This is a genomic window from Streptomyces sp. NRRL B-1347 (assembly GCF_000720325.1).
Classification (GTDB): Bacteria; Actinomycetota; Actinomycetes; order Streptomycetales; family Streptomycetaceae; genus Streptomyces.
In genome coordinates, this window is sequence record NZ_JOJM01000006.1 from 26,572 (window position 1) to 40,512 (window position 13,941).

The window sequence follows — 13,941 nt, forward strand, 5'->3', positions numbered from 1 at the left end:
GGGCGGCGAAGTGTAGCAGAGGCCCCACTCATCCTTGTGAAGGGGCGCACGAGCGACCCCCTCGGAGGGGGTGGATACTCAATGGCATGAGCACCACGGAGCGTCCCAGGATCCTCGTAGTAGGCGGTGGGTACGTAGGCCTGTACGCAGCTCGTCGCATTCTCAAGAAGATGCGCTACGGCGAGGCGACCGTCACGGTCGTCGACCCGCGCTCGTACATGACGTACCAGCCCTTCCTCCCCGAAGCCGCCGCCGGCAGCATCTCGCCGCGGCACGTCGTCGTCCCGCTGCGACGCGTGCTGCCCAAGGCCGAGGTACTGACCGGTCGGGTCACGACCATCGACCAGGACCGCAAGGTCGCCACGATCGCGCCGCTCGTCGGCGAGGCGTACGAGCTGCCGTTCGACTACCTGGTCATCGCGATGGGCGCGGTCTCCCGCACCTTCCCGATCCCCGGCCTCGCCGAGCAGGGCATCGGCATGAAGGGCATCGAGGAGGCCATCGGCCTGCGCAACCACGTGCTCGAGCAGCTGGACAAGGCCGACTCCACGACCGACGAGGAGGTCCGCCGCAAGGCGCTGACCTTCGTCTTCGTCGGCGGTGGCTTCGCCGGTGCCGAGACCATCGGTGAGGTCGAGGACATGGCCCGCGACGCGGCCAAGTACTACAGCACCGTGTCGCGCGACGACATGCGCTTCGTCCTCGTGGACGCCGCCGACAAGATCCTGCCGGAGGTCGGCCCGAAGCTCGGCCAGTACGGCAAGGAGCACCTGGAGAGCCGCGGCGTCGAGGTCTACCTCTCCACCTCCATGGACTCCTGCGTCGACGGCCACGTCGTGCTGAAGAACGGCCTCGAGGTCGACTCCAACACGATCGTCTGGACCGCCGGTGTGAAGCCGAACCCGGCGCTCGCCCGCTTCGGCCTCCCGCTCGGCCCGCGCGGCCACGTCGACACCCAGACGACCCTCCAGGTCCAGGGCACCGACTACATCTGGGCCGCGGGCGACAACGCCCAGGTCCCGGACCTCGTCGGCCGCAAGGCGGGCAACGAGAACGCCTGGTGCCCGCCGAACGCCCAGCACGCGCTCCGCCAGGCCAAGGTCCTCGGCGACAACGTGGTCTCCGGCATGCGGGGCTTCCCGCAGAAGGAGTACAGCCACGCCAACAAGGGCGCGGTCGCGGGTCTCGGCCTGCACAAGGGCGTCGCGATGATCGTCATGGGCAAGATGAAGATCAAGCTCAAGGGCCGTCTCGCCTGGTACATGCACCGTGGCTACCACGGCATGGCGATGCCGACGTTCAACCGCAAGATCCGTGTCTTCGCGGACTGGACGCTCGGCATGTTCCTCAAGCGCGAGGTCGTCTCGCTCGGCGCGATGGAGACCCCGCGCGAGGAGTTCTACGAGGCCGCCAAGCCCGCTCCCAAGCCGGCCGCCGCCGCGGCTCCGGTCGAGGAGAAGGCCAAGGCCTCCTAGGTTCCGGCGCACGTCGTACAAGACCCGAAGGGTCCCCGCTATCCGTGGAGCGGGGGCCCTTCGGGTTTTTCGCGTCGTGAGGGGAAGAACAGGAAGAACGGGAGGGAGCGATTCCCGTTGGCCGATTTCCATGCCTGCTACACGCATTTTGCCGATTCGTGACGCCGTAACGGGACTGCGCGGGCGTGTCGTTGGTGTTTACGTGGAAACGGACCATTCCCCGGGACATCCCCTTGCGGAGGTGTGTGCCATGCAGGACGCCGCTTCGCGGCTGAAGAACATCGCCGAGCAGGTACTGGGAGCTCAGCTACCCGTTCGTATCCGCGCCTGGGACGGCTCGGAGGCCGGCCCGCCGGGGGCGCCCGTCCTCGTCGTACGCCATCGGCGCGCGCTGCGCCGCCTGTTGTGGAAGCCGGGGGAGCTGGGGCTCGCCCGGGCCTGGGTGGCGGGGGACCTCGACGTCGAGGGCGATCTGTACCAGGCCCTCGACCTGCTCGCGGAGTTCATCTGGGAGCGCGACGACGACGCCCCCACGCTCGCCGAGTCGCTGCGCGACCCGAAGGTGCGGGCCGCCGCCCGCGCGCTGGTCGCGCTCGCCGCGCCCTTCGTGCCGCCGCCCGTGCCGCGCGAGGAGATGCGCAGACACGGCAGGCTGCACCTGCACACCAAGGGCAGCGACAAGCAGGCCATCAGCCACCACTACGACGTCGGCAACGACTTCTACGAGCTGGTCCTCGGCCCCTCCATGGTCTACTCCTGCGCCTACTGGGAGACGCCCGACAGCAGCCTTGAGGACGCCCAGCGCGACAAGCTCGAACTGATCTGCCGCAAGCTCGACCTGAAGCCCGGCACGCGCCTCCTGGACGTCGGCTGCGGCTGGGGCTCCATGGCCATCCACGCCGCCCGCGAGCACGGCGTGCGCGTCGTCGGCGTCACGCTCTCCCGCGAGCAGGCCGCGTACGCCCGCAAGCGCATCGCCGAGGAGGGCCTGACCGACCGCGTGGAGATCCGCGTCCAGGACTACCGCGACGTGCGCGACGGCCCGTACGACGCGATCTCGTCCGTCGGCATGGCCGAGCACGTCGGCTCCGACCGCTACCTGGACTACGCGCGCGACCTCCACACCCTCCTGAAGCCGGGCGGGCGCCTGCTCAACCACCAGATCGCGCGCCGCCCCCTCGGCGACGAGGCGGCGTACTCCGTCGACGAGTTCATCGACGCGTACGTCTTCCCCGACGGCGAACTGGCCCCGCTCGGCACCACCGTGGGCCTCCTGGAGCGCGCCGGGTTCGAGGTCCGCGACGTGGAGTCCATCCGCGAGCACTACGCCCACACCCTGCGCCGCTGGGTCGCCAACCTGGAGGCCGACTGGCCCCGCGGCCAGCGCCTGACGAGCCCGGGCCGCGCCCGCATCTGGCGGCTCTACATGGCCGCCTCCGCCCTGGCCTTCGAGCGCAACCGCATCGGGGTGAACCAGGTCCTGGCGGTCAGGACACCGGAGGACGGCGCGTCGGGCATGCCGTTGCGGTCCAGGGACTGGCGCCCCGGAGGGGCGCGGGGAACTGCGCGACCGGCCACCGCGGACCCGCAGACGAAGCACTGAAAAAGGGGTCCCGGGCGCACGGCGCCCGGGACCCCTTCACCGCCCGACGTCAGTCGGACTTGATGGCCTGCAGGGGGTTGAGCCGCGCGGCGGACCGGGCGGGCCACACCGCGGCCAGCACGCCCACCACCGCGGCGATGGCGAGGAAGAGCAGGATCCGGCCCACGGGGATCTCCATCGTGTACGTCTTCACCGAGCCGGAGATGCTGTCGCCCGCGACCCAGCCGAGGAACAGGCCGAGGCCGACGCCGAGCACCGCGCCGAACAGGGAGATCACGACGGACTCCAGGCGCACCATCTGCTTGATCTTCGAGCGGTCGAGGCCGATCGCGCGGAGCATGCCGATCTCGTGCTTCCGCTCGAAGACGGACATCGCGAGGGTGTTGATGACGCCGAGGACCGCGACCAGGATGGCCATGGCGAGCAGGCCGTACAGCATGTTCAGGAGCAGGTTGATGGCGCCGCCGACCTCGTTGCTGATGTCGTCCTTGTCCTGGATCTTGATGGCGGGGTTGTCGCCGAGGGCCTTCACGACGGCGTCCTCGGCCTTGTCGGACGCGCCGTCCTTCATCTTCAGGAGGACCTGCTGGTCCTGGATCTTCGACAGGTGCGGGGTGACGACGGAGGTGGGCGTGAAGAGGCCCTGGAGCATCTCGTTGGACTTGTAGACGCCCGCGACCTTCAGCCGGGCGGTCTTGTCGTCGTCGAACTTCACCGGGACGGTGTCACCGGCCTTCAGGCCCTTGTCGTCCGCCAGCTCCTTGTCGACGAGGGCGGCGTTGCCCTTGAGCCCGGCGATCGAGCCGCTGGTGAAGTCCAGGCCGACGAGCTTGTCGAAGGCCTTGGGGTCGACGCCGGTGATCCGGGTGTTGCTGCCGTCGGCCTCGCCCCAGGTGGTGCGCAGGGCGCTGCTGGCCTCGACCTCGGGCAGCTTCGCCAGCTGCTCGTGGACCTTGGGGGTCAGCGGCTCGAAGTTCGCCATCGAGACGGCGTAGTCGGCCTTCAGGGAGTCCGTGGCCATCTTGTTGATGGCGCTGCCCATGGAGACGGCGACGACGGTCATCGCGGTGATGAGGGTCAGGCCGATCATCAGGGCCGAGGCGGTGGAGGCCGTGCGGCGCGGGTTGCGCACCGAGTTGAGGCGCGACAGCTTGCCGGTGACGCCGAAGGGCTTCAGGAGCGGGCCCGCGGCGGCGATGAACGGGCGGGAAAGCAGCGGCGTGAGGACGATGACGCCGACGAGGATCGTCGCGGCGCCCCCGGACTTCACGTAGTTGTCGTCCATGAACAGCATGACCGCGCCGAGCGCGACGATCAGCGAGCCGATGGTGTTGCGGACGACCAGGCCGCGCGTGGTGGGTGAGGCGTGGACGCTGTTCATCGCGGCGACCGGCGGGATCTTCGCGGCACGGCGGCCCGGCAGCCAGGCGGCCAGCATGGTCACGACCACGCCGATGAGCAGGGCGACCAGGATCGTGTTGGGGGCGATCTTCAGCGGCCCGTCGGGCAGCGAGGCGCCGCCCGCGTTCATCAGGGCCTCCAGGCCCACGGCCACGCCGATGCCGAGCGCGAAGCCCGCGACGGCGGCGACCAGGCCGACGATGAACGCCTCGATCAGCACCGAGCGCGTGACCTGGCGGCGCGAGGCGCCGACGGCCCGCATCAGGGCCAGCTCCTTGGTGCGCTGGGCGACCAGCATGGTGAAGGTGTTGGCGATGATGAAGATGCCGACGAACAGCGCGATCCCGGCGAAGATCAGCAGCACCTGGCTCATGGCGCTGGTGTTCTGCTCGATCATCCGGTCCTGCTCGTCCTTCAGCGAGGCCCCGGTCTCCGCCTCGGTGTCCTTCGGCAGGATCTTCTCGACGGCGCCCTTCAGGGCGGACTCGCTGGTGCCCGCGGCGGCCTTCACGTCGATCTCGTCGTACTCGGACTTGCCGAGGACCTTGCGCGCGGTGTCGTTGTCGAACAGCACGAGGCTGCCGCCCGCGACGACGCTGCCGTCGTCGGTGTCGAAGACGCCGGAGACCTTGGCGGTCTTCACGGGGCCGTCGGTGGAGTAGCGGACGGTGTCGCCGACCCCGTAGCCGGTGCGGTCGGCGGTACGGCTGTCCAGGGCGATCTCGCCCGCGGACCGCGGGGCCTTGCCCGCGGCGAAGTCGTAGCGCGGGTCCTTGCCGCCCTTGCCCGGGTAGTAGTTGGCGCCGGTGGTGCCCCACTCGCCGCCGACGAGCTTGCCGTCCTTGTCGGCGAGCGCGGTGAAGCCGGAGTAGGTGCCGATCACGGAACCGGCGCCGGGCAGCTCCCCGGCCTCGGTCAGCAGTGCGTCGGTGAGGCGGGGCGGCTGCTTGGCCTCCTGGCCGTCGTCGTGGGAGCCGCCGTCCTGGCGGATGGCGACCGAGACGTGGTCGAAGCTCTTCGCGGACTTGTTCTTGTAGGCGGAGCCGAAGGTGTCGGTGAAGACCAGCGTGCCGGAGACGAACGCGACGCCGAGCATGACGGCGAGCACGGTCATCAAGAGCCGGGCCTTGTGCGCGAGCACGTTGCGCAGGGCGGTACGGAACATGGTGTGAGGTCCTGGTGGGGCTGGGCGCCCCGGAGGGGCGCGGGGAACTGCGCGACCAGCCACGAGCGGCCCGCAGGGGAAGACTGACCGGCGAAGCGCTTAGCTCGTGCGGCCCTTGGCGTCGAAGTCCTTCATCCGGTCGAGCACGCGGTCCGCGGACGGCTGGTGCATCTCGTCGACCACCCGCCCGTCCGCAAGGAAGATCACGCGGTCCGCGTACGACGCGGCGACCGGGTCGTGGGTGACCATGACGACGGTCTGGCCCAGCTCGCGCACGGAGTTGCGCAGGAAGCCGAGGACCTCGGCGCCGGAGCGGGAGTCGAGGTTTCCGGTCGGCTCGTCACCGAAGATGATCTCCGGCTTGGAGGCCAGGGCGCGGGCCACGGCGACGCGCTGCTGCTGACCGCCGGAGAGCTCGGTGGGCCGGTGGGAGAGGCGCCCGGCCAGGCCCACCATGGAGATCACCTGCTCCAGCCACTGCTTGTCGACCTTGCGGCCCGCGATGTCCATGGGGAGCGTGATGTTCTCCAGGGCGGTCAGGGTCGGCAGCAGGTTGAACGCCTGGAAGATGAAGCCGATCTTGTCCCGACGGAGCTTGGTGAGCTGCTTGTCCTTCAGCGTCGACAGCTCGGTCTCGCCGATGCGCACCGAGCCGGAGCTGAAGCTGTCCAGGCCGGCCACGCAGTGCATCAGCGTGGACTTGCCGGAGCCCGAGGGGCCCATGATCGCGGTGAACCGGCCCTGGCCGAAGTCGACGGAGACCCGGTCGAGCGCGACCACCTGGGTCTCGCCCTGGCCGTACACCTTGGACAGATCCGTGGCGCGCGCGGCCACCGCGGTGGCGTGGGCGGCGAAGGGAGTGGTGGTGGTCACGGGAGGGTGCTCCTGTCGGGACGGCGGGTCGGGGGGACTGCATCCATCGTCCTGGCCGAAGCGGGCCCCGTAGTCAGCCGCTGTTCCGGTTCCTGGGGGCGACTGCGGTCGGACTCGCGGGGTCCATGTCATACCTGGGGATGACGGGCTCCCCTGAGACGAGGGCCCGGGAGCGGCCGGGTACCGCGCCCCCGACACGACCGGGGGAACCCGTGGGACACGACCGGGGGAGGCGCGCGAGGCACTGTCCGGCCGCCGGTGTGCGCGGGGGCGGCGCACAACGGTGCACGGCCCCGGCCGCGGCGGGCGGAGCACGCTTGCCGCACACGGAGCGGAGACGGCTAAATTCCGTCAATTCCCTCGCGTTCACGGGCCTTGGCCGGTGTGGCCGACGGCAAGTACCACCGGCGCGTACCAGGTGCTGATGCACCCTCAGACGTCAATAAAATAAGACAACGTCGGGCTGCCGTTCCGCTATTCGGGGGATGCCTCCCGATAGGGTCGAAGCCTTGATGCGGAGCCTACGGCCTGCCCGGGTGGTGGAATGCAGACACGGCGAGCTTAAACCTCGCTGCCCTTCATGGGCGTACCGGTTCAAGTCCGGTTCCGGGCACCTCCGCCACCCTGCCCGCCGACCTGCTGAAACGACCTGAAGTCGTGGGTGAAGCCTGCGTGTTCGGGAGCACGGCGGGAGCACGCCGTCCTAGTGTCCGGCCATGGCGTACGTAACTCCCCGGAAGAACAAGGACGGCGCAGTCACCAGCCATCAGGTGAAGTGGCGCCTGGGCGGCCGCCGTGACGGCCCGCAGCAAGTCGAACTCTTCGACCCCGACGAGGCAGGGCTGGAGGCGGCGCGGACCTTCAGGGACGCCGTCAACGAGGCGAGCCAGCAATGGCCTGCAGGGTGGGTGAAGGGTAAGGGCTTCATCGACGAGCAGGCCGAGCTGGAGGACGAGCGATATCGGTTCCGGATCTTCGCCCGGGCCTCGGTGGAGAATCGCACGGGGATTGAGGAGCACTACCGGCAGGCATGCCTCCGTGAGCTGGATCGGTGGATCTTCCCGACCTTCGGCGAGTGCGACGTCCGGTCGACGGAGCACTTTTCCAGCGACACCGTGCGCGCATGGGTGCGCACCCTCGAGCAGGCGCGGGTGTACAAGGGGCAGGCGCCGAAGCGGGGTGAGCCGAAGTGGCGGAAGATGTCGCCCAAGACCATCCGGAACCTGCACGGGCTGCTCAGCAGCATTCTCCAAGAGGCGGTGACGAGGGAGCCGCCGCTCCGGACCCGCAACCCGTGCGAGCTCACGCGCCTGCCCCGGGCCGACGACGACGGCGCGGAAGGCAGCGAGGACATCGAGTTCCTCACCCCCGAAGAGGTCGAAGGGGTGATCTCCTGCCTTGAGCTCCGCTCCGACCAGCTGCTGGCGACGATCAAGTACGGCACGGGGATGCGCTGGTCGGAGATCACCTGTCTGGCGCCCGTGTGCCTGGAGAACTGGGGCGCGGCCAAGCCGAGCATCCGGGTCAAGAGGGCGTGGAAGCGCGACGGCCACGGCGGGTACTACATCGGCGCCCCGAAGACGAAGCGCGGGCGCAGGAGCGTGCGCGTCTCGCTCACCGTGGTCGGGGCCGTCGACGAGCTCGGCGGCGGCGACCAGGAGCAGCCGGACCGGCTGTACTTCACGGGGGCGCAGGGGCAGCGCCTGCACTACTCCACCTTCTACGACCGGTGGCAGCGTGCCGTGCGACGGGCGAAGGCACAGGGGCTGCTGCCGCTGCACAAACACCCGACGCCTCACGACCTGCGGCACTCGCACGCCGCGGTGCTGATCTCGGAGGGGCGCGGGCTGACCTACGTGCAGCGGCGCCTGGGCCACGAGTCCATCAAGACCACGTCGGACACGTACGGGCATCTGCTGCCGGAGGCCGACGACGACGCCATGGACGCCATCGAGCGGTCGCTCGGCCGGGGCTCTGCCGGGGCCGGGGCCGTGGTCGTGGAGGAGCAGACGGCGAACCGTGACCGCGTGTACGTGGTCGCCTTCCCCGGCGATCACGTGGAAGCGTTCTGGAACCCGGACGACGCGAGCGCGGTGGCGGAGCAGTGGCCCCTCGACCACCCGGAGGTCGACGAGGGCGTGCAGGTGCAGGTCCTCACCACGGACTGGTGGCGCCGACAGCAGACGGATGGGCTGAAGGACGTGCGCGAGGGTCTGCCAGGGCGCAGGCAGCTGTGGGTGGGCTCCGCGCTCTACATGACCGACGGCGCGGCGTTCTCTACCGGGGCCGACCTGGAGGAGGTCGCGGCACGGTGGGCGTGGGAGTGGGAGGAACACTACGACGTCGCCGGTGCAGTGGCCGAGGTGTCGCACTTGCCGGGCCCGACGATGCTCACGGAGGCCGTGGTGCACGGCAGCGACAGGGAGCAGGTGGTCGAAGCGTTCGCGCGGGCGAGGGGGGACGCGCTCGCCATCTGCGGCCGTCATCCCGGCATCGTGCGGGAGGGCCGACAGGGGGCGTCTGCTGAGGGCAGCTCATGACGCGGTGGCGTCCTGTGTCCTCATCGACCTGGACCGGCGCCGAGGGGGCAGCTCCCGCGGAGTATGCGGTCTGCTGCGGGGTGCGGAGCGGGCGAGGGGCCCGAGGGCTGGGGGCCTCCGAGGAAGAGGGTGTCTAGCTCTCGCGTACGGCGCGCACGACGGAAAGGGGAGGAGGCATGTTGCGCTGTTGCTCGGCGGGGGGAGGGGTTCCACTTCGTCTGCTCTTCACCGGGGACAGCTCGGGGGCTGTCCCGTCGGTGCTGGGCGCAAAGCGGCAGGCGCCATCGATGAGTGCCTGCATCACGAGGCGGTTGTGGGCGGCGTTGACTTCGTCGTAGTCGACGCGCAGCCCGTCATAGCGCTGGCGTACATCGGCCAAGTCGTTGAGGGTCCGGTCGAGGCGGTCGGACAGGCTGCGCAGGCGGAGCTCGGCGACCTGTTCGCGGCAGTCGGCAGCCTTCTCCCGTTCGGTGATGATGCGTTCGCGCTGGGTGAGGTCGTCCTCGCGCTGCGCGTGCCGAGAGGCGAGGCTGGCGAAGGCTTCTCGCGTGCGCTGGTCCTGCTGGTGGATCCAGCGCCTGAGGGTGGTGACGGCGACTGTGGTGACGCATAGGACGGGCAGAATACTGGTCGCGGTGTCGGCCCAATCATGGCGAGTTCCGACCGCTGTGAGGGCGGCGCCACTGGTGAAGGCGCTGGCTGCAACAGCGAGATTTGGACGACTCGCTGGCGTCATAGTGCTACCCCCTTGCTACGGCATCGCCCCCGTTCGTGCCGCCTGTCTCGTTCTGTAGTCGGAGTGCCTGCTCGATCGACGCGATCAGCATGGCGCGGACCATGGGCGCAGTGACGCCGAGAAGGTCCGCCACCGCCTCCGGGGTGGGCGGATTGGTGACAGAGCGTACAGGCGGATTTGTGCATGTGTGCTCCCCTTCGGAGGGGAGAATTCCAGCCTCGACGAGGAGCTGCCTGGTGGGGACCCCGACGGCGGCGGCAATCCGCTGGTAGCTGGCGGGTTCGGGGAGGGTCTCGCCGCGCACCATGCGGCCGATGGCCGAGGCGCTCATTCCCGTGGCCTCGGCGAGTCGTACTCGGCCGGTACCTCGTCGCTCCATGTCGTATCCGGCCTTCGCGGCGAGTCGCGAGACGAGCTCGCCAAAGCGCACCGCGGTGTCGTTCGGCATGGTCGGGGGCACCTCCGGGTGTGGCCGTGTGGGGGATTCCTTGCTCCGCATACGCGTGAGGCTAGCGCGCGCACGTGCACGACGGGACAGCGTGCACGCGTGCACGAAGCGCAGGTAGGCGGCCAGATGCGCAATCCGTGCAGGCAGCGCGAGCGGGTGCGCGGGGCGCACGCCCATTTGTAACACCATTCACGTTCTTCGTGTCTTGCCTTGTGTGCACGCGTGCACGCGATCTAGATTGTGCACGCATGCACGCACGTAAGCGTGCATGCGTGCACAGAGAGGAAGGTTCCTTGCTCCATCTGGATACGGACGTCCTCAAGGCCAAGGCGAAAGAGGCCGGTCACCTCACGCACGAGCAGATCGCCGCGCATGCCGGCATCGACCGGTCCGCGGTCTCGCGGTTCTTCGCCGGGCGGTCGACGCCGAGCCTGCCCACCGTGGTCAGCCTGGCCCGCGCGTACGGGCTGATGCTCGACGACCTCGTGCCCGCCCCGGCGGCGGACGAGGTACCGGCGTGAAGGCGGGGCTGGGGGCGCGCCCGCACTGCACGTGCGGGGCGGTCCAGAACTTCGACTACGAAGAGGCGGCCCGGCGGCTCGGTTGTACGCCGCGCTTCCTCCAGGACCGGATCAAGGTCTTGGTCCACCAGAAGTACGGCCAGTCCGTGGCCTTCTGTGACTGCGAGCTCCGCCTGATTCAGGCGACGTTCACGGTCACCCCGGCGGGGGCGTCCGCGCCCGCTCCGCAGGAGGGCGCCGCTGTTGCGTCCACTCTCCGCTCCATCAAGCCCGCCCGTCGACGGGGCAGCGCCATCGCTGCCACCGGCTGACGGCGGCCGGGGCTGCACGGGCCGTGCTGGGCCCGCCTGGCCCCGACCACCAGGCACACCTCAACACCATGGAATCGAGGGAACCTTGAAGCCAAACCCTACCCCCGAGCAGACGGCGGCCGCCGCGCTCGTCAAACTCCTGGAAGCCGCTCCCGGCCTCGGCGCGATCACGTGGACCGTGGGCCAGACGCCGGGCGTCCTCAACGGCCATCTGGTCGCCGACACCCATGACGGCGAGCTCGTCGACACCTGCGCCGAGATCATCGGCGGGACCCCGTTCCGCTCCGTGATGAGCCGGGGCGGTGACCGGCAGGGCGTGATTCAGCTCGTCGGCACCTATGAGGGCGTGCAGATCCAGGTGTGGGCCAGCTACCCCATGTCCGCCCCGGTCGGCCGTGCCCAGAGCGACCAGCTGCGCAAGCTCCTGGCGGACGGGGAGGCGCTGTGATCCACCTGATCTCCACTCTCATCCTGGCCGCCATCGCCGTGTGCGTCGTCGTCCTCCCGGCCGCCGTGGTGGCCAGCCGTACGGAGACCGACCGGACCCCTGAGGTGACCCTCCCGGGCCAGCGTGACCGTCGCGCCGGACGGGGTGGTGCGGCATGAGCGAGCGCAAGCACGACCCCAAGCGCTGCACCCTCTGCGCGCCGCTGCGCCACCCCTCCCAGGCACGCACCCGCCGCGCCCTGCGCGAGGGATCGCTGACGTGCCAGACCCGCACGAACGGCGAGAACGGGGGCTCCAAGTGAGGAAGGGCAGGAAGGTGGTCTTCACTGACCACACCAAGGTGGCCGCAGTCGCGCGTGCTCTGCCCGGCAAGTGGACGCCCGTGGGCGTGTACGGGGGCGTTCAGTCCGGCCACAGCGTGGCCCGGTGGATCCGTCAGGGCCGCATCGAGCAGTACGCGCCGCAGGGCGCCTTCGAGGCGTACGGGGCGACGTGCGACGACGGCACGGCCGTGTGGGTGCGCTACGTCGTCGGCGTCGACGTCGAGCCGCTCCCGAAGGTCATCAACGTGCGGGTGCCCGACTACGGCACTCAGGTCGGCTACGAGGGCGTCGCCATCTGCACGGTAGAGATCTCGTCGACCTGCCCGCGCTGCGGTGAGCCGCGCGGCCCGGTTCGCCCCGACCCGTTCGTCCACGACGGTCAGCGCCTCGTGCGGGATCAGTGGACGAACCCGTGCGGCCACGTGGACCAGTACTCCGAGGTGATCGCTGAGGCCCGGCGCCACTGGGGCCGGGGGCGCACGCGCCCGCCGCACCGTAAGGGCCGCGACCTGCGCGGCGTCGAGGGCGGGGCTTTCACGGCGGCGGTCGACATCATCGCCGCGCAGCTGGCCGACAAGCCGTATCTCCGGGCCTCAGCCGCCGCTGACCTCCTGGATGGCCAGGGATACAGCGTGGCCGCTCAGGTCGTCCGGGCCTACGCCCAGTCTCTCGGGTCCAGGAACACGTCGGCGCGGTCGGCCGCGGCCTACCTCATTGAGCGGGACCAGCGCGCACTCGGCTTCAGCGAGCACCCCATCTCCTTTCTCGGCCAGCAGGCCACGACGCAGGAGGACGACGACCAGTGACCGGGCCTGAGCACTACAAGGAAGCCGAGCGCCTCGCCCTCCTGGCGGGGAAGCACACGGAGCCGCTGGACGCGCTCGTGCTCGCCGTCCGCGCGCTGACCGAGGCGCAGCTGGCCAACGCCGCTGCGACGGCGCTCAACGACAACCACAGCCACGAGGGCGGCATGCCGATGGGCGATCTCCATGCCTGGCGGCAAGCGGCCTCGGTCGAAGAGAAGAAGGGCAGCAGCTGATGAGCACTGTGCAGACCGAGATCCCGATGCCGTCGGCCTCGCTGCCGGAGGCGCCCGCGGCCCGGCTGCTGCTGTCCGCCGACGCCTCGCGCGAGGAGTGGGAGGCCGCCCGGCGCGAGGGGATCGGCGGCTCGGACGTCGCCGCGCTCCTGGGCCTGGCAGGGCGGTACGCGAGCCCCCGGCATGTGTACGAGGAGAAGCACGGCCGTCCGACGTTCCGCGAGACGGAGGCGGCGGAGATCGGCCGCGAGATCGAGGACTTCATCGCCTCCATGTTCGCGAAGCGGTCCGGCCTGACGGTCGCCACACCGCCGGGGACGCTGCAGAGCGTCGAGCGGCCGTGGATGCGGGCGAACGTCGACCGGTACGTCCTCGACGAGAGCGGCCGGGTGGTCGCCCCGCTGGAGTGCAAGAACCGGTCGGAGTACCAGGCCGACGAGTGGGAGGACGAGGTTCCGGACGCGCCCGCGATCCAGTGCCACTGGTACATGGCCGTGGGCGGCTGGGACCACGCCTATGCGGCCGCGCTCGTCGGCGGCAACAAGCTGCGCTGGCACCGCATCGAGAGGGACGAGGAGATCATCGGCGAGCTGGTGGACCACTGCGGACAGTGGTACCAGCGGCACATCGTCGAAGGCTTCCCGCCCCCGGCTGACGGCCTGGAGGCGACGACGAGCCTCCTGGCCCGGCTGTGGCAGGTGCAGCCGGAGAAGGTCGCCGACGTCGAGCTGGCGCGCGCGGCCGAGCTGCGCCGGGCCCGGGCCGCGCTGAAGGACGAGGAGAAGGCCCTCGCCGACCGGCTGCGCGCCGTCGAGAACGAGATGCGCCTGCTGACCGGCGACAACGAGATGGCGACTGCGGGCGGTAGGGCCGCCTGGTCGTGGAAGGCCAACGGCAGTTTCGCGTCTCGGCGGTTCCGCGAGGAGATGCCGGAGCTCGCCGCCGCGTACACCAGCCCGCTGCCCGCCCTCGACGTCGACCGCCTCAAGGCCGAACAGCCCAAGATCTACGACCAGTTCCGTGCCCGCGTGCTGCGCGTGCCCGCGAAGGGGGCCTGAC

Annotated in this window: 15 protein-coding genes and 1 tRNA gene; 12 read left to right on the forward strand and 4 right to left on the reverse strand. The window is 70.1% G+C overall.

Annotated features, from left to right (window positions below; all coding sequences use genetic code 11):
- Positions 1–86: 86 nt before the first annotated feature.
- Together IG74_RS0108480 and IG74_RS0108485 are read left to right on the forward strand one after the other, a co-directional pair.
- The gene (locus IG74_RS0108480; RefSeq protein WP_051854706.1) at positions 87–1,475 is read left to right on the forward strand and encodes an NAD(P)/FAD-dependent oxidoreductase; all 1,389 of its coding nucleotides are present in this window, start codon (positions 87–89) and stop codon (positions 1,473–1,475) included.
- A gap of 250 nt (positions 1,476–1,725) precedes the next feature.
- Positions 1,726–3,078, forward strand: a complete 1,353-nt coding sequence (locus tag IG74_RS0108485; protein ID WP_051854707.1) for an SAM-dependent methyltransferase — start codon at positions 1,726–1,728, stop codon at positions 3,076–3,078.
- Between the two features lie 49 nt (positions 3,079–3,127).
- Here IG74_RS0108485 and IG74_RS0108490 read toward each other — a convergent pair whose 3' ends face one another.
- Both IG74_RS0108490 and IG74_RS0108495 read right to left on the reverse strand, forming a co-directional pair.
- Positions 3,128–5,644, reverse strand: a complete 2,517-nt coding sequence (locus IG74_RS0108490) for an ABC transporter permease (RefSeq protein WP_030672190.1) — start codon at positions 5,642–5,644, stop codon at positions 3,128–3,130.
- 99 nt (positions 5,645–5,743) lie between these two features.
- Positions 5,744–6,517, reverse strand: coding sequence for an ABC transporter ATP-binding protein (locus tag IG74_RS0108495; RefSeq protein WP_030672192.1), 774 nt, complete (start codon positions 6,515–6,517; stop codon positions 5,744–5,746).
- A gap of 530 nt (positions 6,518–7,047) precedes the next feature.
- Here IG74_RS0108495 and IG74_RS0108500 point away from each other — a divergent pair.
- Positions 7,048–7,130: transfer RNA gene (locus IG74_RS0108500), tRNA-Leu, on the forward strand.
- A gap of 103 nt (positions 7,131–7,233) precedes the next feature.
- Complete coding sequence (locus IG74_RS0108505; RefSeq protein WP_030672195.1) at positions 7,234–9,057, forward strand: tyrosine-type recombinase/integrase; 1,824 nt, start codon at positions 7,234–7,236, stop codon at positions 9,055–9,057.
- Between the two features lie 133 nt (positions 9,058–9,190).
- On the opposite strand, the gene IG74_RS0108510 is transcribed toward IG74_RS0108505, so the two are convergent.
- Together IG74_RS0108510 and IG74_RS0108515 are read right to left on the reverse strand one after the other, a co-directional pair.
- Positions 9,191–9,793 (reverse strand): hypothetical protein, encoded by a 603-nt coding sequence (locus IG74_RS0108510; protein WP_030672199.1) that lies wholly within the window; start codon positions 9,791–9,793, stop codon positions 9,191–9,193.
- Positions 9,794–9,797: 4 nt separating this feature from the next.
- Positions 9,798–10,241 carry a helix-turn-helix domain-containing protein gene (locus IG74_RS0108515; protein ID WP_030672202.1) on the reverse strand — a complete coding sequence of 148 codons (444 nt, stop codon included), beginning with the start codon at positions 10,239–10,241 and terminating at the stop codon, positions 9,798–9,800.
- A 293-nt stretch (positions 10,242–10,534) separates the two neighbouring features.
- Here IG74_RS0108515 and IG74_RS0108520 point away from each other — a divergent pair, with 293 nt between their 5' ends.
- The 8 genes from IG74_RS0108520 to IG74_RS0108555 all read left to right on the forward strand — a co-directional run bounded on the left by IG74_RS0108520 (position 10,535) and on the right by IG74_RS0108555 (position 13,940).
- On the forward strand, positions 10,535–10,762 hold the full coding sequence (locus tag IG74_RS0108520; RefSeq protein WP_030672205.1) for a helix-turn-helix domain-containing protein: 228 nt from the start codon (positions 10,535–10,537) through the stop codon (positions 10,760–10,762).
- The gene (locus tag IG74_RS0108525) at positions 10,759–11,073 is read left to right on the forward strand and encodes a hypothetical protein (RefSeq protein ID WP_234334276.1); all 315 of its coding nucleotides are present in this window, start codon (positions 10,759–10,761) and stop codon (positions 11,071–11,073) included. The genes IG74_RS0108520 and IG74_RS0108525 overlap by 4 nt, the downstream gene beginning before the upstream one ends.
- A gap of 85 nt (positions 11,074–11,158) precedes the next feature.
- Entirely contained in the window at positions 11,159–11,521 is a 363-nt protein-coding gene (locus IG74_RS0108530) for a hypothetical protein (protein WP_030672211.1), read from the forward strand.
- A complete protein-coding gene (locus IG74_RS51980) occupies positions 11,518–11,679 on the forward strand; it encodes a hypothetical protein (RefSeq protein ID WP_158857526.1) in 162 nt (53 codons plus the stop codon). The genes IG74_RS0108530 and IG74_RS51980 overlap by 4 nt, the downstream gene beginning before the upstream one ends.
- The gene (locus IG74_RS51985) at positions 11,676–11,822 is read left to right on the forward strand and encodes a hypothetical protein (RefSeq protein WP_158857527.1); all 147 of its coding nucleotides are present in this window, start codon (positions 11,676–11,678) and stop codon (positions 11,820–11,822) included. Before IG74_RS51980 ends, IG74_RS51985 begins: the two co-directional genes overlap by 4 nt.
- A 14-nt stretch (positions 11,823–11,836) precedes the next feature.
- Positions 11,837–12,649, forward strand: a complete 813-nt coding sequence (locus tag IG74_RS0108545; RefSeq protein ID WP_030672214.1) for a hypothetical protein — start codon at positions 11,837–11,839, stop codon at positions 12,647–12,649.
- Positions 12,646–12,882 (forward strand): hypothetical protein, encoded by a 237-nt coding sequence (locus IG74_RS0108550; RefSeq protein WP_030672217.1) that lies wholly within the window; start codon positions 12,646–12,648, stop codon positions 12,880–12,882. The genes IG74_RS0108545 and IG74_RS0108550 overlap by 4 nt, the downstream gene beginning before the upstream one ends.
- Positions 12,882–13,940, forward strand: coding sequence for a YqaJ viral recombinase family protein (locus IG74_RS0108555; protein WP_234334277.1), 1,059 nt, complete (start codon positions 12,882–12,884; stop codon positions 13,938–13,940). Before IG74_RS0108550 ends, IG74_RS0108555 begins: the two co-directional genes overlap by 1 nt.
- The last annotated feature ends 1 nt before the right edge of the window (position 13,941 follow it).